Origin of the sequence: Flexivirga meconopsidis (assembly GCF_026162425.1) — a bacterium.
Classification (GTDB): Bacteria; Actinomycetota; Actinomycetes; order Actinomycetales; family Dermatophilaceae; genus Flexivirga; species Flexivirga meconopsidis.
Genome location: NZ_JAOBQJ010000002.1, coordinates 772,939 through 791,836, shown reverse-complemented (window position 1 = coordinate 791,836; position 18,898 = coordinate 772,939). Strand labels below are relative to the sequence as shown.

At 67.9% G+C, this 18,898-nt stretch carries 19 protein-coding genes; 11 read left to right on the top strand and 8 right to left on the bottom strand.

Annotated features, from left to right (window positions below):
* Nucleotide 1: 1 nt before the first annotated feature.
* The 4 genes from N2M23_RS09050 to N2M23_RS09035 form a co-directional block, all read right to left on the bottom strand.
* Nucleotides 2–1,030, bottom strand: coding sequence for an ABC transporter permease (locus tag N2M23_RS09050; protein WP_265444883.1), 1,029 nt, complete (start codon nt 1,028–1,030; stop codon nt 2–4).
* A 40-nt stretch (nt 1,031–1,070) separates the two neighbouring features.
* Complete coding sequence (locus N2M23_RS09045; RefSeq protein ID WP_265444881.1) at nt 1,071–2,606, bottom strand: sugar ABC transporter ATP-binding protein; 1,536 nt, start codon at nt 2,604–2,606, stop codon at nt 1,071–1,073.
* Nucleotides 2,607–2,671: 65 nt separating this feature from the next.
* Nucleotides 2,672–4,363, bottom strand: a complete 1,692-nt coding sequence (locus tag N2M23_RS09040) for a phosphoenolpyruvate--protein phosphotransferase (RefSeq protein WP_265444879.1) — start codon at nt 4,361–4,363, stop codon at nt 2,672–2,674.
* Nucleotides 4,360–4,632 carry an HPr family phosphocarrier protein gene (locus tag N2M23_RS09035; RefSeq protein ID WP_265444878.1) on the bottom strand — a complete coding sequence of 91 codons (273 nt, stop codon included), beginning with the start codon at nt 4,630–4,632 and terminating at the stop codon, nt 4,360–4,362. Before N2M23_RS09035 ends, N2M23_RS09040 begins: the two co-directional genes overlap by 4 nt.
* 123 nt (nt 4,633–4,755) lie before the next feature.
* On the opposite strand from N2M23_RS09035, the gene N2M23_RS09030 reads away from it, so the two are divergent.
* Genes N2M23_RS09030 through N2M23_RS08995 form a run of 8 tightly spaced genes read left to right on the top strand, consistent with a single transcriptional unit; the run spans nt 4,756 to nt 12,731 of the window.
* Nucleotides 4,756–5,271, top strand: coding sequence for a MarR family winged helix-turn-helix transcriptional regulator (locus N2M23_RS09030; RefSeq protein WP_265444877.1), 516 nt, complete (start codon nt 4,756–4,758; stop codon nt 5,269–5,271).
* Nucleotides 5,272–5,303: 32 nt separating this feature from the next.
* Complete coding sequence (icmA, locus tag N2M23_RS09025; protein ID WP_265444875.1) at nt 5,304–7,049, top strand: coenzyme B12-dependent isobutyryl-CoA mutase large subunit; 1,746 nt, start codon at nt 5,304–5,306, stop codon at nt 7,047–7,049.
* A gap of 58 nt (nt 7,050–7,107) precedes the next feature.
* The gene (locus N2M23_RS09020) at nt 7,108–8,046 is read left to right on the top strand and encodes a tetratricopeptide repeat protein (RefSeq protein WP_265444874.1); all 939 of its coding nucleotides are present in this window, start codon (nt 7,108–7,110) and stop codon (nt 8,044–8,046) included.
* An 8-nt stretch (nt 8,047–8,054) separates the two neighbouring features.
* The gene (locus N2M23_RS09015) at nt 8,055–9,068 is read left to right on the top strand and encodes an alpha/beta hydrolase (RefSeq protein ID WP_265444872.1); all 1,014 of its coding nucleotides are present in this window, start codon (nt 8,055–8,057) and stop codon (nt 9,066–9,068) included.
* Nucleotides 9,069–9,072: 4 nt separating this feature from the next.
* Entirely contained in the window at nt 9,073–9,816 is a 744-nt protein-coding gene (locus tag N2M23_RS09010) for an esterase family protein (protein ID WP_265444870.1), read from the top strand.
* Nucleotides 9,817–9,839: 23 nt separating this feature from the next.
* Nucleotides 9,840–11,078, top strand: coding sequence for an ATP-grasp domain-containing protein (locus N2M23_RS09005; RefSeq protein ID WP_265444868.1), 1,239 nt, complete (start codon nt 9,840–9,842; stop codon nt 11,076–11,078).
* A gap of 7 nt (nt 11,079–11,085) precedes the next feature.
* Complete coding sequence (locus tag N2M23_RS09000) at nt 11,086–12,543, top strand: purine-cytosine permease family protein (protein WP_265444867.1); 1,458 nt, start codon at nt 11,086–11,088, stop codon at nt 12,541–12,543.
* Nucleotides 12,540–12,731 carry a hypothetical protein gene (locus N2M23_RS08995; RefSeq protein ID WP_265444865.1) on the top strand — a complete coding sequence of 64 codons (192 nt, stop codon included), beginning with the start codon at nt 12,540–12,542 and terminating at the stop codon, nt 12,729–12,731. The genes N2M23_RS09000 and N2M23_RS08995 overlap by 4 nt, the downstream gene beginning before the upstream one ends.
* Before the next feature lie 13 nt (nt 12,732–12,744).
* Here the strand turns inward: N2M23_RS08995 and N2M23_RS08990 are convergent, their stop codons facing one another.
* From N2M23_RS08990 to N2M23_RS08980, 3 genes are read right to left on the bottom strand one after another with little or no spacing between them, the layout of a single operon-like run.
* The gene (locus N2M23_RS08990) at nt 12,745–13,758 is read right to left on the bottom strand and encodes an LLM class flavin-dependent oxidoreductase (RefSeq protein ID WP_265444863.1); all 1,014 of its coding nucleotides are present in this window, start codon (nt 13,756–13,758) and stop codon (nt 12,745–12,747) included.
* Nucleotides 13,755–14,342: a nucleoside/nucleotide kinase family protein gene (locus tag N2M23_RS08985; protein ID WP_265444861.1), complete on the bottom strand. Its 588-nt coding sequence runs from the start codon at nt 14,340–14,342 to the stop codon at nt 13,755–13,757. Before N2M23_RS08985 ends, N2M23_RS08990 begins: the two co-directional genes overlap by 4 nt.
* A gap of 25 nt (nt 14,343–14,367) precedes the next feature.
* Nucleotides 14,368–14,727, bottom strand: a complete 360-nt coding sequence (locus N2M23_RS08980) for a MerR family transcriptional regulator (RefSeq protein WP_265444859.1) — start codon at nt 14,725–14,727, stop codon at nt 14,368–14,370.
* A 56-nt stretch (nt 14,728–14,783) separates the two neighbouring features.
* Here N2M23_RS08980 and N2M23_RS08975 point away from each other — a divergent pair, with 56 nt between their 5' ends.
* Nucleotides 14,784–15,584, top strand: coding sequence for an alpha/beta fold hydrolase (locus tag N2M23_RS08975; RefSeq protein WP_265444857.1), 801 nt, complete (start codon nt 14,784–14,786; stop codon nt 15,582–15,584).
* On the top strand, nt 15,581–16,735 hold the full coding sequence (locus N2M23_RS08970; RefSeq protein ID WP_265444855.1) for an MFS transporter: 1,155 nt from the start codon (nt 15,581–15,583) through the stop codon (nt 16,733–16,735). Before N2M23_RS08975 ends, N2M23_RS08970 begins: the two co-directional genes overlap by 4 nt.
* Before the next feature lie 10 nt (nt 16,736–16,745).
* Here the strand turns inward: N2M23_RS08970 and pgm are convergent, their stop codons facing one another.
* Nucleotides 16,746–18,383 carry a phosphoglucomutase (alpha-D-glucose-1,6-bisphosphate-dependent) gene (gene pgm, locus N2M23_RS08965; protein WP_265444853.1) on the bottom strand — a complete coding sequence of 546 codons (1,638 nt, stop codon included), beginning with the start codon at nt 18,381–18,383 and terminating at the stop codon, nt 16,746–16,748.
* Between the two features lie 66 nt (nt 18,384–18,449).
* Here pgm and N2M23_RS08960 point away from each other — a divergent pair, with 66 nt between their 5' ends.
* The gene (locus tag N2M23_RS08960) at nt 18,450–18,854 is read left to right on the top strand and encodes a DUF2185 domain-containing protein (protein ID WP_265444852.1); all 405 of its coding nucleotides are present in this window, start codon (nt 18,450–18,452) and stop codon (nt 18,852–18,854) included.
* Nucleotides 18,855–18,898 lie beyond the last annotated feature (44 nt).

Here is an 18,898-nt window from a genome sequence, read left to right as displayed (position 1 = left end):
CTCAGACCACCTCCGAGCTCTTCTTGCGCAGCATGTCGACGTAGACGGCGGCCAGGATGACGACGCCGAGGATGACGTACTGCCACTCCTGAGGGACACCCATGATCTGCAGACCGTTGTTGAGCACGCCGATGATGAGCGCACCGATCACCGAGCCGACGATCGTGCCCTTGCCGCCGGCCAGCGACGTGCCCCCGATAACCACCGCCGCGATCGCCTGCAGCTCCAACCCTCCTCCGGCGGTCGGGCTGGCGCCGATCCGCGCGGACGACAGGATCCCGGCGCACGCGGTGAAGATGCCGGCGACGGCGTAGATGATCAGCTTCCACTTGCGCACGTTGATGCCGGACAGCGCGGTGGCCTCTTCGTTGCTGCCGATGGAAACCGCGTAGCGCCCGAAGATCGTGCGGTTCAACAGCACCCACGCGATGACCGCCAGCACCAGGAAGATCAACACCGCGTTGGGGAATTTCGGGATGAGCGTGCCGCCGGAAAGGTCTGCGTATGGCGGGAATTGGCTGTTCAGGTAGATGGTCGCGCCGTTGTCGCTGATCACCAGGGGCAGGCCCTGACAGACCAGCATCATGGCGAGCGTCGCAATGAATGGCGGCATGCCGAGGATCGAGACATTGAAGCCATTGACGAAGCCGAGCAGCAGGCCGACGAGCAGCGTCATCAGCAGGCCGAGGCCGAGCGGCAGGTCCCAGGTGATCAGGAAAGTGCCCGCCGCCATGCCGGTCAGGGCGATGCCCCAGCCGATCGACAGGTCGATGCCGCCGGTCACGATGACGAACGTGGTGCCGATCGCCAGCACCCCGATCAGCACCGACGACAACAGCACGTTGTTGACCAGGTTGTCGTAGGTGAAGAAGTTGTCGCCGGCGACGCTGAAGAAAATGGTGATGATCACCAGGCCGGCGAACGCGGCCAGCTGTTGCAACCGCATGCGCAGTTGCGGACTCATGCCCCGCGCCGCGGGCGGTGGCTCCTCGGGCTTCTTCTGCAGTCCTACGCCTGCGGTCTCGGTCATCGAAGGGCTCCTCGATCAGCTGTATGACGGTGCTCGCGCCTCACGCAGACGCGGTGTCGTGATGGGTCATGGTGGCCAAGCTCATGACGGATTCCGGTGTGGCGTCGGAGGATTCGAGGGTGCCGGTGATGCGGCCCTCGGCCATGACGACGATGCGGTGGCTCAGCCGGAGCACCTCGGGCAGTTCGGAGGAGATCACGACGATCGCCTTGCCCTGAGCGGCGAGGCGTCCGATGAGCGCGTAGATCTCTTCCTTGGCGCCCACGTCGATGCCACGCGTCGGCTCGTCGAAGATCAGGACGTCGCAGTCCTTCAGCAGCCACTTGGCGATGACCACCTTCTGCTGGTTGCCGCCGGACAGGTTGCCGACGATCGATCGCACCGAGGGGGTCTTGATCCGCAACTCCTCGACATACCGCTCGGCGTCCTTCGCCGCGGGCCCGTCATTGACGAATCCGCTTCGGGAGAAACGGGACCCGAGAGAGGGCAAAGCGATGTTCTGCGCCACGGTCTGCTGCAACAGCAGGCCGAGGCCCTTGCGGTCCTCGGAGAGGTAGCCGATGCCGGCGGCTCCGGCCTGGGCCGGGTTCTGCAGTCGGAGCGGCTTGCCGTGCACGCAGATCGTGCCGGCGGTCCGGCGATCGGCTCCGACCACGGCGCGCGCCACCTCGGTGCGACCGGCGCCCATCAGGCCGGCGAAGCCGAGGATCTCGCCCGCTCGCACCGAGAAGCTGATGTCACGCAGGAGTTTCGGGGTGGCCAGGCCCTCGACTTGCAGCGCCACCGGCGCGTCCTCCGCAGGGGCGTCGGCGTGAGCCTGCTCGACCGGAGCCCGCTCGCGGCCCACCATCAGCGAGACGATCTCCTCCATGGACGTGGTCTCGGTGTCCATCGTGCGGATGAACCGCCCGTCGCGGATCACCGTGGTCCGCTGTGAGATGCCCTTGAGCTCGTCCATCTTGTGCGAGATGTAGATGACGCCGGTGTCCGGGGTGACAAAACGTCGGATCAATTCGTGGAGGGTCGCCACCTCGGCGTCATTCAGCGCGGCGGTCGGCTCGTCCATGATCAGGATCCGGGCGTCCAGGCTGAGCGCCTTGGCGATCTCGACCATCTGCTGCCCGGCGACCGACAGTCGGCCGACCAGCGTGCTCGGCCGCAGCGGGAGCTTGAGTCGCTCGAGAAGCTCGGTGGCGCGCCGCTCCAGGGCGCGTGGGTTGAGCAGCAGGCCGCCGCGCGGTCGCTCCCGGCCGATGAAGATGTTCTGCGCGACGGTGAGGTCGGGCATCAGGTTGAATTCCTGGAAGATGATGCCGACTCCGGCCTCTTGGGCCTCCCGTGGGGTGGCGAACCGGCGGGGGATGCCGTCGATGCGCAGTTCTCCGGCGTCCGGCTGGTAAACGCCGGACAGCACCTTCATCAGGGTCGATTTGCCGGCGCCGTTCTCGCCGACCAGGGCGAGGACTTCACCCGAGCGGAGGTCGAGGTGCATGTCGTCGAGTGCTCGAACGCCCGGAAAGGTCTTGCTGATCCCGGACATGGCGAGCAATTCGGCGGGGTGAGGCTCCGTGCTCATCGGCTCAGGTTAGCGCGAGACATCGGATGGATGTGCCATTTATGTGAGGTGGATCTCGTGGAGTCTCACAGCACGTCACGCAGCCCGGCGGCTGCCAACCGCAGTGCACTCTCCCGCGCGAGTGAGGGGCTGTCGGCGGCGCGGGCGGCGGTCGCCATCTGTTCGCAGGTCGACAGGGTGTGGCCGGCGAGCGCGAACCGCACCAGCCCGACCCGTGCCGCCGTCATCGACAGACTGGTGACCCCGAGTCCGACGAGGACACAGGCCATCAGTGGATCGCCCGCGGACTCGCCACACACGCCGAGCGGCCGGTCCGCTGCACGGGCACCGTCGGCGGCGTGGGCCAGCAGGTCGAGCGTCGCCGGCTGCCAGGGGTCGAGCAGCTCGGCGAGCGGCCCGAGGGTCCGGTCGGCCGCCATCGTGTACTGCGCCAGGTCATTGGTGCCCACAGAGCCGAAATCGACTGCGCCCAGGATGTTTTCGGCGCGCAGGGCGGCTGCGGGCACTTCGATCATCACGCCGACGCTGGACAGGCCCTGTGCGTGCGCCTGCTCGGCGAACCAGGTCGCCTCCGCGGTGGTGGAGACCATCGGTGCCATCACCCGCACGGGCGTGCCGGTGAGTGTGGCCGCTTGGGACAGCGCGCGGAGTTGACCGGTCAGCAGGTCCGGGTTGCGCGCGCTGAGTCGCAGGCCGCGGGCCCCGAGCGCGGGATTGCTCTCCTCGTCGGGTGCGGCGCCAGCTGCGGCCGCGAAGTCGAGCGGTTTGTCCGCGCCGGCGTCCAGGGTGCGCACCACGACTGGCCGGTCGCCGAAGGGCGCGAGCGCCTCGCGGTAGATCTGCGTCTGTTCCTCGACCGTCGGCGCGGTGTGGTGTCCGAGAAAGAGCACTTCGGTGCGGAAGAGACCAACGCCCTCGACGTCGGTCGCCGCCGCGACCTGCGCGTCCTGCGGGGTGCCGATGTTGGCGAGCAGCGCCACCGGGTGCCCGTCCTTCGTGCGCCCGGGGCCGGTATGGCGAGAGGCTGCCGTCATACGGGCAGTCGCCTTGTGCTGCAACGACTCTCGCAGCTCGTCGTCGGGGTCGACGGTGACCGTCCCGGTGTCTCCGTCGACCGCGACGACGGTGCCAGGAGCGAGGGCGGTGGCGCCGGCGACTTGCACCGCGGCCGGGATGCCGAGCTGTGCGGCGATGATCGCGGTGTGCCCGCCGCGCCCACCCGCGGCGAGGACGACGGCCTGGACGAGGTCGCTGTTCAGGGTCGCGGTGTCGGCCGGCGCCAGGTCGTGCGCGACCAGCACGCAGGGTTCGGTGAGCGGTGGCACGCCGGTGTCCGGGGCGCCGAGCAGCCGGGCGACGACTCGATTGCCGACGTCGCGCACGTCGGTAGCCCGGTCGGCGAAGTAGCCGCCGAGTGCGATGAAGGAGGACGAGATCTGCTCGACCCCGCCGGCGACCGCGGTGAGCGGACCGGACCCGGTGGAGATGCGTTCGTCGACCGCACCGCGCAGCGTCTTGTCACGGGCGATCATCGCGGTGGCCTGCAGCACGTCGCGGGCTGCGGCAGTCGCCGACTGGGCGCGGCGATCGAGCGAGGTGGCAACCGCCTCGAAGGCGTCGGCGACCCGTGCCTTGGTGGCGTCGACCGCGGTTGTCGGCTCCTCGTGGTCCGGCAACGGGGGAGGGGCGGCGACCTGCACGACTTTCCCGACCGCCCAGCCCGAGCTGACCGGCACTCCGTGCAGTTCGCGGCTCACCCGGGCGCGTCCAGGTCGGTCGCAAGCAGGGTGATCAGCGTGTCCAGTGCATCGTCGGAGTCGTCGCCCTGCACCGAGACCTCGACCATTTCGCCGTGCTTGGCGCCGAGGCCCATCACCGCGAGGATGCTGGTGCCGTCGACGGCCTCGTCGCCGGGGCGCCCGATCGTGACGGTGTCCCCAGTGGCGGTCGCGGCCTGCACGAAGAGCGCCGCGGGGCGCGCGTGCAGGCCTACTGCTGAGGCGATCTCGACGGAACGGGTCGGCATTGGACAAGTCTCCTTAGGCTCGCGCCGGGCGAGCGACGGTCGGGGCGTTAAGAGTGTGTCAGGCGATCTCGCACCCCGTGTGCCTCTGCGCCGATCGAGTTCATCCGGTTACATTCCCAGACCATGAGCGCGACCACCGGGCCTGGCTTCGACCCGATCCAGCGGGCCACCGAGTTGTGGCAGCAGCGATGGGGTGAGGACTCGCCGCACGCGGCGATGGCGAGCGCCACCTCGATCATGCGCGTCCAGCAACTGCTGATCGCCCAGCTCGACGCGGCCGTCGCGGCATACGACCTGACATTCGCACGCTATGAGGCGCTGGTGCTGCTGACCTTCTCCCGTCGCGGGGAGCTGCCGATGAGCAAGATCGGCGAGCGGCTGATGATCCACCCGACCAGCGCGACCAACATCGTGCAGCGGCTGTCGGCGGACGGGTATGTCGAGCGGCGCCGCAACCCACGCGACGGCCGGGGCACACTGGCCGCGATCACCCCGCGTGGCCGCGAGGTGGTCGAGCTGGCGACGGCCGCATTGCACGGGATCGAGTTCGGATTAGCGGCGTTGGGGGACGGGGAGCACGCGGCGCTCCAGGAGTCGTTGCGCAAGGTGCGCCGGGCGTCGGGAGACCTGCCCGATTAGCGGATACTAGGAAGTCCTAGTAAATTTGCGGTATGGGATCTGACGAGCAGCTGACCGGTGAGCAGCGGTGGCAGGCGGCGTATGACGCAGCCGACGCGAAGGGCAAGGTCCGCGACGCCGACTTCACGACGCTGTCCGGCATGGAGGTCGACCCGGCATACGGCCCCGACGAGGTGCCCGAGTCGATCGGCTGGCCGGGCGAATTCCCTTACACCCGAGGCCTTTACCCGACCGGATACCGAGGTCGGCCGTGGACGATCCGGCAGTTCGCCGGCTTCGGCAACGCGGTGCAGACCAACGAGCGCTACAAGCTGATCCTGAAGCGCGGTGGCGGCGGACTCTCGGTCGCGTTCGACATGCCGACGCTGATGGGACGCGACTCCGACGACCCGCTGAGCCTCGGCGAGGTCGGCCACTGCGGTGTCGCGATCGACTCGGCGGCCGACATGGAGGTGCTCTTCGAGGACATCCCGCTCGGCGACATCACCACCTCGATGACGATCAGCGGGCCCGCGGTGCCGGCGTTCTGCATGTACCTCGTCGCCGCCGAACGGCAGGGCGTCGACCCCGCGCAACTCAACGGCACCCTGCAGACCGACATCTTCAAGGAGTACATCGCGCAGAAGGAGTGGCTCTTCGGCCCCGAGCCGCACCTGCGCCTGATCGGCGACCTGATGGAGTACACGTCGTCGAAAATCCCTGCGTACAAACCACTTTCGGTGTCCGGCTACCACATCCGCGAGGCGGGCTCGACCGCAGCGCAGGAGCTGGCCTACACCCTCGCCGACGGGTTCGGCTACGTCGAGCTGGGGCTGTCCCGTGGCCTCGACGTGGACGTCTTCGGCCCCGGTCTGTCCTTCTTCTTCGACAGTCACATCGACTTCTTCGAGGAGGTCGCCAAGTTCCGCGCAGCGCGTCGCATCTGGGCGCGCTGGATGCGCGACGTCTACGGCGCCAAGACCGAGAAGGCGCAGTGGCTGCGCTTCCACACCCAGACGGCCGGCGTCTCGCTCACCGCCCAGCAGCCGATGAACAACGTGGTCCGCACCGCGGTCGAGGCGCTCGCGGCGGTGATGGGCGGCACCAACTCGCTGCACACCAACGCGCTCGACGAGACGCTCGCCCTGCCGACCGATCAGTCGGCCGAGGTGGCGCTGCGCACCCAGCAGGTGCTGATGGACGAGACCGGCGTGACCAATGTCGCCGACCCGCTCGGCGGCTCCTGGTATGTCGAGGCGCTCACCGACAAGATCGAGGCCGAGGCCGAGGCCATCTTCGACAAGATCCTGCAGATGGGCGGCAGTGAGCTGCGCTCGGCCGACACCGACGGGCTGCGTGCCAAGGTGGAGGAATCGAAGGGCACGTCCGGCAAGGACGCCTGGCCGATCACGGCCGGCCTTTTGCGCGGGATCGAGGACGGCTGGTTCATGTCCGAGATCGCCGAGGCGGCCTTCCAGTATCAGGTTGCCCTCGAGAAGGGCGACAAGAAGGTCGTCGGCGTCAACGTGCACACCGAGTCGCTCGCGAGCGAGCTGGAGATCCTGCGCGTTTCGCACGAGGTCGAGCGCGAGCAGGTCCGGGACCTGGGCGCGCGCAAGGCCGCTCGCGACGACGCCGAGGTGCAGCGCGCGCTGCAGGCGATGGTGCAGGCCGCCCGCTCCGAGGCCAACATGATCGAACCGATGCTCGACGCCGTGCGTGCCGAGGCGACCATGGGCGAGATCTGCGACGCGCTGCGGCAGGAGTGGGGCGTCTACCGCGAGCCCGCTCGGTTCTGAGGAAACCAACCTTCGGGGGCCGCGCCCGCGCGACTGATCGGTCGGTAAGAATGAGGGCATGACTGACCAGCCCATCACGCCCGCCTCGCTGCGCGGCGCCGTCGACCTGTCCAGCCTGGCTCGTCCGGCGGGTTCTTCCTCGTCCGCGCCCGGCGCGGGGGGAGCAAGTGACGACATCGTCATCTCCGTCGACGACGCGACCTTCGGTGAGGTCATGCAGACCTCGACGCAGGTGCCGGTCATCCTGGCGCTCTGGTCGGGCGCGCGGCCGAAGTCGAAGGAACACATCGATCTGCTGGCCACCGAGGTGCGTTCGTATGACGGCCGCCTCCAGCTCGCCACGGTCGACATCGACCGGGCGATGCAGATTCGGCAGGCACTGCAGGTGCAGCAGGTGCCAATGGTGCTCGCCGTCCTGCAGGGGCAGCCGTTGCCGCTCTATGCGGGCGATCAGCCGGCCGACGCGATCCGCCAGGTGCTGGACAAGGTGCTCGAGGCTGCGCAGGCCAACGGCGTGACCGGAAGGCTCGACGCTGCGCCCGCGGGTGAGCAGGCCGAGGCCGACGACGCCGCCGAGCCGGAGTTGCCAGAGACCCACCAGCGCGCCTTCGACGCGATCGAGCAGGGCGACTACGACGCTGCTGTCGTGGCCTACGAGGAGGCGCTCGCCGCCAACCCCGCGGACGACGAGGCGCGGCTCGGACTGGGACAGGTCAAGCTGCTGAAGCGCACCGACGGAGTCGACCTGACACAGGCCCGGGAAGCGGCGGCCGCCGCGCCGACCGACGTCGCCAAGCAGACGGTGGTCGCCGACCTCGACCTGCTCGGCGGGCACGTGGAGGATGCCTTCACCCGGCTCATCGACCTGGTCAAGGCGACGACCGGTGATGAGCGCAATGCCGCCCGCCAGCACCTGATCGAGCTGTTCGACGTGGTCGGCCCGACCGACGAGCGGGTGAAGAAGGCGCGCACGGCTCTCATGTCTGCGTTGTACTGACGTCCTCCGTGATTTTCACCCTGCCCGACGCCGAACGGCGTTGGCGCAGCGTCGATTTCGACTCGGTCGTCGGAGCCGGGCCGTGCCGCTGGCGGGCCGGGGAGTGGCGACGCCAGGTGACCGTGCGCAGCTGGCGGCTGGAATACCAGTTCGCGGCCCGGGACGGGCGCGGGCGCCGTCATACCTTGCTGGACCCTGCGGAACCACGGCGTGCCGACACCGAGTTCGGGGCCCGCTCGGTGTGGACGGCCGCGGACTACCGCCCGCCCGACTGGTTGACCGAGTCGGCCGTCGGCGGACGGCGGCAGCGGGTGACGCTGCCCAGTGCCCTGAGTGATCCGCTGCCGGTCGAGGTGTGGTCACCACACGGACTTCGGGGGCGCGCTGCCGCGCCGATGCTGTGGTGCTTCGACGGCTCGTCGTACGCCCGCACCGGGCAGCTGCTGCAGTGGGCCGGTGCGGCGATAGCGGCAGGCCGGCTGCCGGCTTTTCGGATCGTGTTGGTCGACGCGCGCCGCCGCATGCAGTGGTTTTCCGGATCCGAGCGGTTTCTGCGCAGCGTCGATCTCGGTGTGGCCGCCCTGCACGAGCGGTATGCCGTGACCGGACCGCTGGCGATGCTCGGCTCGAGCCTCGGCGGACTGACCGCGATGCTCGTGGCGATGCGACGCTCCAACGTGGGCGTCGTTGTCTCCCAATCGGGTTCGTTCTTCAACGCCTCATCTCGCGAGGGTGCGTGGCCCTGGCTGACCCGGGTCCGCAGGCTGGTGCGCGCCATACGGGATGACGAGCCGATCTGGGGCCGACAACGCGGTGACCACGGGGTGCTGATCGGGATGACCTGTGGTCGTCACGAGGGCAACTTCGCCGCCAACGAAGAGCTCGCCACCGCCCTTCGCTGGCGCGGGTACGACGTGACCTTCGAGCCCGGGCGCGATCTGCACAACATGGTCGCCTGGCGTGATCAACTCGAACCGATGTTGCCAAACCTCTTGCAGCGGGCGTGGTCTGCGACAGGATGAGCGGGTGAGCCAACGTGTTCAGCTGCCCGTGCCCGGGACCGACGCGTCCCTGGGTGTGATCCGGCACGGTCACTACGGTCGGCCCGTGCTGGTCTTCCCCAGCGAGGCCGGGCGCGCCGAGGATTTCGCCGCGAACGGCATGGTCGGCGCGGTGCAGGATCTGGTGGATGCGGGGCGGGTCAGCTTCTTCTGTGTGGACGCGGCCGACAAGTGGACCTGGTCGGACAACGCGGCGACCACCGAGGAGCGCGCACAACGCCATCAGGTCTACACCGCCTGGCTGGAGCAGTCGGTGCTGCCGTGGATCGACGAGCAACTGGGCAGCAGGCAACCGCTCGTGACGCTCGGCGTCTCCATGGGCGCCTATCACGCGGTGCATTTCACGCTGACGCACGCGCACGTCGCACCGCTTGCCATCGGCATGTCCGGCAACTACGACGTGTCGTCGTGGCACGGCCGCGGCTCGCGCGGGGACGCGACCTATTTCGCCAACCCGGTCGACTACGTCGGCGGCATGCAGGGTGACCACCTGCAGTGGTTGCGGGACCGCGCAAGCGTGCTGCTGGTGGTGGGGCAAGGACCCTTCGAAGTCGACCCGACGCGCGCTCTGCCGTCGACCACCAGTTTTGCAAACCTGTTGGCGGAGAAAGGGATTCCGCACCAACTGGATATGTGGGGATACGAGAGCGCACACGATTGGCCCTGGTGGCAAAAGCAGCTCGCCCACCATCTGCCCCGGTTCTGTTGAGCCACGTCGGAAAGGATCGAGGTATGACGGAGCACCTTGTCGGACTGCTGCTCGGCGCGGAGGAGGACTGGCCGCAGGCCTTCGAGGAGCTCATGCGCCGGGTCGGTCCGGTGACCGCCCCCGACGGCACCACACACGAGGTCCGCAGCGAGCGACTGACGATCGAGCCGTTCAATCTGCGTGACAAGCCGCGCACCGAGCTGGTCATCGACCGGCTCGCGCACTGGTATTACCACCCGCGCGAGTGGCTCAAGAAGGTGTCGTTGATGGACGACGTCTACCTGCTGAATTCGCCGTTCACCTTCCAGTCGATGGAGAAGCACTCGGCCTATTGCGCGTTGATGCGGCTCGGCATGCACGTGCCGGAGACCGTGCTGGTGCCCTATAAGAATCCGGTCGACAACGTGCGCTGGGCTTACACGTCGTCCAAGTACAACCGGTCATTCGACCTGGACTCGGTCGCCGCCGAGCTCGGCTATCCGATGTTCATGAAGCCGTTCGACGGCGGTGCCTGGCGCGGGGTGTCGATGATCCGGAACGAGGACGACCTGCACAAGAGCTACGACGACTCCGGCGAGATGCTCATGCACCTGCAGCGGGCGGTCGACGGATTCGAAGTGTTTGCAAGGGCACTCACCATCGGCCCGGAGACGATGGTGATGAAGTTCCGCCCGGACGAGCCGATGCACGACCGCTACGAGGTGGCCTACGACTTCCTGACGCCGGAGGTCGGTGCCGAGACCCGGACGATTGCGCAGACCGTCAACGCGTTCTTCCGCTGGGAGTTCAACAGTTGCGAGATGCTGGTCAGGGATGGCGTCGTCTACCCGATCGACTATGCGAACGCCTGTCCCGACGTCGCGGTGACTTCACTGCACTACTACTTCCCGTGGGCGATCAAGTCGCTGCTGAAGTGGTCGATCTTCTGCACGGTGACCGGCCGCAAGGGCTATAGCCAGGTCGACACCGGACCGTGGTTCGACATCGGCGACGCCGACACGGACTATCAGACGAAACTGGAGTCCTACCAACGACTTTCGGACGAATACTTCGAGACGGAGAAATACCGCGACTTCGTCGAGAACTCGCTCGGGCATGTCGACGAGATGGTGCTCGACTGGGTGCTGTCCGACGACTTCGACCGGTTGCTGGTCGAGACGGTGAAGTCCACCTACCCGCAGCACGAGCACGAGCGCTTCCTGGGCCACTTCCGGGGCCTGACCGGGCTCTGGGCCAAGGACGAAGAAAAGATCCTTGGGTGACCTCGTCATGACAGACACCACCACCGCGCCGGCACCGGCCGGCGTCGAGGCCAACGGGCTCAACGTCATCGACGAGTCGGAGCGGCACGGCAGCCCGGCGACCCTTTTCTGGCCGTGGTTCGCCTCCAACATCTCGGTGCTGGCGATCAGCTATGGGTCGTTCGTGCTCGGCTTCGGCATCAGCTTCTGGCAGGCATTGGCCGCAGCGGTGATCGGGATCGTGGCCTCCTTCTTGTTGTGCGGCTTCGTGTCACTGGCGGGCAAGCGGGGGTCGGCACCCACCCTGGTGCTGTCGCGCGCCGCCTTCGGGGTGCGCGGCAACAAGCTGCCGGCGGCGTTGTCCTGGATCCTCACCGTCGGCTGGGAGACCGTGCTGGTGGTGCTGGCTACGCTCGCGACGTCCACCGTCTTCGAGCGGCTCGGCTGGGGAGGTGGCACCGTCACCAAGCTCGTCGCGCTGCTCGTGGTCGCCGCAGTCACAGTGTTCGCAGGGGTTTTCGGCTTCGCAGTGATTATGCGGCTGCAGACGTTCATCACGATCGCCACCGCGGTGCTGACGATCGTCTACATGGTCCTGGCTGCCGATCACATCCACTGGTCGTCGGTCACCGCGGCGAAGTCCGGCGGATTTGCTGAGGTAGTCGGCGCGTGCGTCCTGGTGATCACGGCGCTCGGGCTCGGTTGGGTCAACTGCGCGGCCGACTACTCGCGCTACCTGCCGCGCACGGCATCAAGCGCCGGCGTAGTTGGTTGGACGACGTTCGGTGCTGCACTCGGGCCGATGGTGCTGGTGATCTTCGGGTTGCTGCTGGCCGGGTCCGACCCCAAGTTGGCGGATGCGGTCGGCGCCGACCCGATTGGCGCGTTGACCGGCATCCTGCCGACCTGGTCATTGATCCCGTTCCTGCTCGTGGCTCTGCTCGGCCTGATCGCCGGCGCGGTCCTCGACATTTACTCGTCCGGGCTGTCCTTGCTCAGTCTCGGGCTGCCGGCACCGCGCTGGGTGGCCGCGCTCATCGACGGCACGATCATGACCGTCGGGGCGATCGTCGTGGTCTTCTTCGCCGACGACTTCCTCGGGCCGTTCCAGGCATTCCTCGTCACGATCGGTGTGCCGATCGCGGCGTGGTGCGGGATCTTCCTGGGCGACCTGGCACGTCGTCGAGGTCCGTATGACGATCAGGCGCTGTATGACGCACGCGGACGCTACGGGTCGGTCAACCCGATTGCCTTGGCGTTGCTGGTGATCGGGACCGCGGTCGGCTGGGGCCTGGTGACCAGCGTGAGCAGCAGCACCGACTGGCTCACCTGGCAGGGCTACCTGCTCGAGCCGTTCGGGCTCGGCGGGAAGACCGGCCTGTGGGCGGGTGCCGGACTCGGTGTGCTGGCAGCTCTGGCGATCGGTTTCGTGGGCACGCTGTTCACCTGGCGTGGCGACCGGGGCATAGCGAAGCAGACCGGGTGACGCGGCGAATCCATCTGGTGCGACACGCAATGCCGCAGATCAGCGGTGAGCAGACGCCGGATCTGTGGCCGCTGTCGGACGAGGGGCGCGCGGCCGCGGCCGCTTTGCTCGGCTCGTTGCCGTCCGGCGCCGTGGTCTTGAGCAGCGGCGAACCCAAGGCGGTCATGATCACCGTGCGGCTGGACTGACGTCAGCGCGCCGTCACCGTGCGGGCAACCCCCACGACTGCGCCAGCAACTCGAACGATCGGACCCGAAGCGCCGGGTCGTAGGTGTAGGTCGTCACGATCAGCTCATCGACCTGGAGATCGGCGACGATCGTTTCGAGTTGACCGACCACCGTCTCGGGCGAACCGATGGCGCGGACCTGCTGGAAGTCGTCGACGAACGCGGCGACTTCCGGCGGCAGCACCTTCCCGATGTCGTCCACCGGCGGTTGCAGCGGCACCCGGCGTCCGGTCCGGATGCCCGCCGCCATCTGCTGCGCGGTCGTGAACAGCCGATGAGCTTCGTCGTCCGTGGGGGCGACCAGCACGTTGACACCGGCCATCGCGTACGGTGCCTGGAGCTCCGCGGTGGCGAATTCTGTCGAAAAGCGTTGGCGATAAAGGGAAAGAGCCTCATGGCGCAGCTGCGGCGCGAAGTGCGACGCGAAGGCGTAGGGCAGCCCGAGGTATGCCGCGACTGCTGCGCCGTCCATGCTCGAACCGAGCATCCAGAGTGGCACGTCGGTGCCCAGCCCGGGTCGTGCGCTGACGCCGTTGGGCGTCTTGCCGTCGCCGAGGTAGTGGTGCAGGTCCACCACGTCCTGCACGAAGGTGTCCGCTGCGGCGGAGCCGCGGCGCAGTGCGGAGGCCGTGATCGGGTCGGTGCCCGGCGCACGTCCGAGGCCGAGGTCGATGCGGTCGCCATACATCTCGGCGAGGGTGCCGTAGTACTCCGCGACCATGAGCGGGCTGTGATTGGGCAGCATCACCCCACCGGAGCCGAGTCTGATCTGCTTGGTGTGTTCGGCCGCGCGGCCGATCAACAGTGCCGTTGCGGACGATGCGAACGTCGCAGTGTTGTGGTGCTCGGCATACCAATAGCGTTGGTAGCCGAGCTGATCAGCTCGTTGGGCCAGTGCGACCGACTGGTTGAGGGCGTCCTGAGTCGTGCTACCGGCCGAGATCGGCACCAGGTCCAGGATGGACAGCGGCACCCGCAGATCACTCATAACGCCTCTTCGTTCGGTTCGGTGTCGAACTCGCTGGTGTCGACGACAGCCTCGTCCACCCGCTGCAGAATCTGCGTAATCGTCTGCGCCACCGACAGATTCGTGTTGTCGATCCACAGCCCGACGCGGCGCGTGCCGCGCTCGACCGATTCGACGAGCGACTCGACGGTGAAGCCGTCACGGTAGGCGTTCTTGCGCCGGCCCTCTTCGCGTTGGTAGATCGCGTCGACCGACGGTGTGAGCATCACCAGATGCAGCTGCGCCGGGGCGGCGATCGACAGGTAGTCATCCAGGAAGGTGCCGAAGATATTGTCCGCGATGACCGCATCGAATCCGGCCGAGCGATAGACGTCGGCCACGGTGAGAGCCCCGGCATACCGCAGGAAGAGCTGCTCGACGGCCTCGACGGTCGGCGACTCCGACATACTCGCCTTCCCGGAGGCGACCATGCCGCCGATGGTGTCGCCGTCGATGAAGACCGCCTTGCGCAGGCCTTCGGCCAGCGCTTGACCGACGGTGGACTTGCCGGCCGCCTGGGCGCCGGTGATCACGAAGAGTCGGCCTAGCTGTTCCGGTGCGCTCACCAGGCCGAGCCTAACGGGCGCGGGTTCAGCCGGCTCGCCGGCCGGTGCGGGGGAGCAGTGTCGACATACATGCGTGTTTGCCCTCGAGAGTGGACAGCTCGGCCTCGATCCGGTCGAGCGTCTCGCGGACCAACGCGACCGTCTTCGGGCAGTGGTCCAGCAGCGGCTCCTCGCCCCGGGCACACGGCAGGAGCTCGGCGATCGCAGCGGTCGAGAAGCCGGCTCGCAGCAGAGCCCGGATCTGTCTCACGGTCAGCACCGCATCAGTGCCGTAGCGCCGGTAACCGTTGGTGTCGCGTTCGGACTGCAGCAGACCATGCTGCTCGTAGTAGCGAAGGGTCCTGGTCGACGTGCCGCACTCGCGCGCCAGCTCACCGATCTGCATCGCGGCTCCTCACCGACTTGACCTTGACGCCGAGGTCAATGCTTAGCGTCCGCATCATGACTTCCATCAAGTATGACGAATCACCTCGCGGACTCGAAGTGGTGAGCGCGGGGCACGGACCTGGGCTGGTGCTGGCACACGGTGCAGGTGGCGGCGTGCGGGCGAACTTTGGTGGGCTCATGGACGCGTTTGTGCCGGGACGTCGGGTGGTTGGGCTCAACTACCCGGGCACTGAAGGCAGCCGGAGGACCACGGAGCCGCTGCAACTGGACGACCTCGCGGACGCGCTGGTCGCCGCCGCAGATCAGGCCGGCTTGCAACGATTTCCGGTGCTCGGGCTGTCCCTGGGATCGGCAGTTGCGGTGACGGCCGCCGTCCGCCACCCCGAGCGGGTGTCGGGGCTGGTGCTCACGGTCGGCCTGGACCGGCTCGATGCGCAATCCTCCGCGGTCACCGAGGTATGGCGCGCGCTGCACCAGGCTTGCGATCGGGCCGCGCTGGCGGCGTTGCTTGTCGACGTCGCTTCCAGCCCCACGACACTTGCGGCCCTGTCAGCTGCGCAGCTGCAGGAGGCGATCCGGCTGACACAGGAGGCCTACCCGGTCGGTGCGCTCGAGCACGTCGACCTGGTGCGACGCGTCGACATCCATGAGCAGGCCGCGAGGCTGGACCTGCCAGCAATCTCCTTCGTCGCAGGTCAGGACCGGCTCGTGCTGCCATCGACGAGTCGACGTCTCGCGCGCGCGGTGGGCGGCGAAGTCGTCGAATACGTCGACGCCGGGCACATTTTCACTGCGGATGAGCAGGCACGATGGATTGCCGACATCCGCGGTTTCCGGACCGAGGCGGCATTGTGACCGAGACCGCCATCCGGCCTCGGGCCGACGGCATCCGCAGCCGTGCGGCGGTGCCGCTGCTCGCCGCTCTGTTGTTCGTCTATCTCACCGCCGAGGTGTTCCCGGTCGGGGCGTTGCCGGAGCTGGCGGCCGGGCTGCACACCGGTGAGGGCGAGATCGGACTCCTCGTGTCGGGTTACGCGATCTTCGCGGCCGTCGTCGCGGTGCCGGTGGCAACGCTCGTCCGCCGCATCGACCGTCGCCTCGTGCTCGTGGGTTCGACGCTGCTGTTGGCGGCGAGTCAGTTCTTCCTGGCCGCCGCCGACAACCTCCCGATGGCGGTGCTCGCGCGGGCTTCCTCGGCCGCGACGCATGCGGTCGTCTGGGGTGGCGCACCCGTCGTGGCCGCCCGCCTCGCCCCCGCCGGGAGAGAGGGCCGAGCGACCGCGTCCGTCTTCCTCGGGACCTCGCTCGGCCTCGTCCTCGGCGGTCCATTGTCGGCAGCGGCGAGTCAGCTGCTCGGCTGGCGGCCGTCGGTGCTGTTGCTGGGTGGGGTCGCGATGCTCCTTGCCGGACTGCTGTGGTGCGGCCTGCCGTCGGTGCCGGCCGAGCCGGTGCTCGGCTCCGGGTCGACGTCCCGCGATCGGCGACTGCTGGTGCTGTATGCCGCCACGATCCTCCTGGTGGTCGCACACTTCGTCAGCTACCCATACCTGGCGCCCTTGGTGGAGCGAGTTGGCATCACGGGTGGTCAATTCACGTTGCTGCTAGCGCTTTTCGGCATCAGCGGCTTCATCGCAGTGCGCCCGGTCGGCGCCCTCATCGACCGGGCGGCGCAGGTCGGCGCGCTCGCCGTGCTGGGTGCGCTCGCGGCGGGCCTGCTAATGGTGGCCACCGGACAGGTAATCGCCGTGTGTGCAGGGGTGATCGCGTGGGCCGTGGGCGCTGTCTGCCTGCCCGTGGTGCTGCAGACGGCGGTCCTGCGAGTGGCGGCAGACGCGGACTCGGCATCTGCGACCTACGTCGCCGCCTATCAGGTTGGCATCGCTGCCGGTTCGGCCTTGGGTGCCGTGTTGATCAGCGCCTGGGGTGCCGCATCGCTGCCGCTTGTGTCGGCGGTTGTCGTAGTTGCAGTGGCCGTGCCGCTGCTGGCGCGGCGGTCACTCGCGTGACGGTCCGACCTCAGCCAAGCGCTGCCGAGACGATGTCGCGAGCCTCGTTCTGGACCTTTGCCAGATGCTCTGGGCCCTCGAAGGATTCGGCGTAGATCTTGTAGACGTCCTCGGTGCCCGACGGCCGGGCGGCGAACCAGGCCTTGTCGGTGACCACCTTCAGTCCGCCGATCGGTGCGTCGTTGCCGGGAGCCTTGGTCAGCTTGGCGGTGATCGGGTCGCCGGCCAAGGAGGTCGACTTCACGTCGTCGGGGGAGAGGGCGGCGAGCTTGGCCTTCTGCTCGCGATCAGCCGGAGCGTCGATGCGGGCGTATGCCGGATCACCGTGCTGCTCAACGAGTTTCGCGTAGTGCTGGCTCGGGGTCTGCTCGGTGCGGGCCAGGATCTCGGACGCCAGCAGCGCCATTGCCATGCCGTCCTTGTCCGTTGTCCACACCGTGCCGTCCTTGCGCAGGAACGAGGCGCCGGCGGACTCCTCACCGCCGAATCCGACACTGCCGTCGAGCAATCCGGGCACGAACCACTTGAATCCGACCGGCACTTCCCACAGCTGTGCACCGAGTGACGCGACGACCTTGTCGATCATCGACGAGGAGACGAGGGTCTTGCCGACTGAGGTGGACTTCCAGTCGGGGCGGGCTCCGCCATACAGATATTGGATGGCGACGGACAGGTAGTGGTTGGGGTTCATCAGGCCTGCGTCCGGGGTGACGATGCCGTGACGGTCGGAGTCGGCGTCGTTGCCGGTCGCGATGTCGTAGTCGGCGCGCTTGTCGATCAGCGAGGCCATCGCGTAGGGCGACGAGCAGTCCATCCGGATCTTCTCGTCCCAGTCGAGGGTCATGAAGCGCCATGTCGGGTCGACCAGGGGGTTGACGACCGTGAGGTCCAGGCCGTAGCGGTCGGCGATCGCCTGCCAGTAGGCGACGGAGGCTCCGCCGAGCGGGTCGGCGCCGATGCGCACGCCCGCGTCCTTGATCGCTTGGAGGTCAATGAGGTTCGCCAGGTCGTCGACGTATGTCGACATGAAGTCGTAGGAGCCGGCTGCGGCCCGTGCCTTCTCGAAGGGCGTGCGCTTCACGCCCTTGAGGCCGCCGCGCAGGTAGTCGTTGGCAGCCGCGGCGATGATCTTCGTCGCGTCGCTGTCGGCGGGCCCGCCGTGGGGCGGGTTGTACTTGAAGCCGCCGTCGGTGGGCGGGTTGTGCGACGGGGTGACGACGATGCCGTCGGCGAGACCGGCGCCGGTCGTGCGGCCGCTGTTGGCGCGCAGGATCGCGTGCGAGACCGCAGGGGTCGGGGTGTAACCGTCGGCGCTGTCGACGAGGAAGTTAACGTCGTTCGCGGCCAGCACTTCCAGCGCCGACGCCCAGGCTGGTTCGGACAGGCCGTGGGTGTCCCGGCCGACGAAGAGCGGCCCGTCATACCCCTGCGCGTTGCGGTAGTCGACGATCGCCTGCGTCGTGGCAAGGATGTGTGCCTCGTTGAACGCCGATCGCAGGCTCGAGCCGCGATGGCCTGAAGTGCCGAAAACGACCTGTTGGTCGAGGTTTTCGGGATCAGGTTGCAGCTCGTAGTAGCTGGTGACGAGGTGGGGGACGTCCACCAGGTCGCTGGGCTGTGCGGGCTGACCGGCTCGGCTCTGGCTCATGGGTCCCAGCCTGCCATGCGACTGGTGCACGGTGGCTGCCGAGCGGGCAGAATGGTGTCGACGTCGATGACGCGAGGGCGAGAGATGGGGCTGTTCGGTAAGCGCCGTGCGAGTGGGGATGACGCGGGCGCGGCGGGGTCGCGACGGGAGCCGGAGTTCATTGCCGGCGCGGGTGCTTGGCTGGTGACCACGAACGTGCGTGACGAGGTCGCTCCGGTCGCCTGGATGTATCGGGAGGAGTCGCAGCATCCGGCGGACAACGGCTGGCGGATCTTCAGTGCTGCGGACACCCAGGAGTACATGGACAGCGGCAACCCGTTCGTGATCATGGACTTCAACGAGGCGTGCGCCATGGAGCCCGCGCTCATCGGGATCTACGACCTGCCCGTTGGCTCGGATCTGGCAGTAGAGCGTGGCGAACGCATCACCGTCTTTGACGTCACGACCGGCCGGGAGCTTCCGCTGGTGTGAGACTGGGCGAGCGGGCCCGGGGTGGACGTATGCCGCCTCTTGTG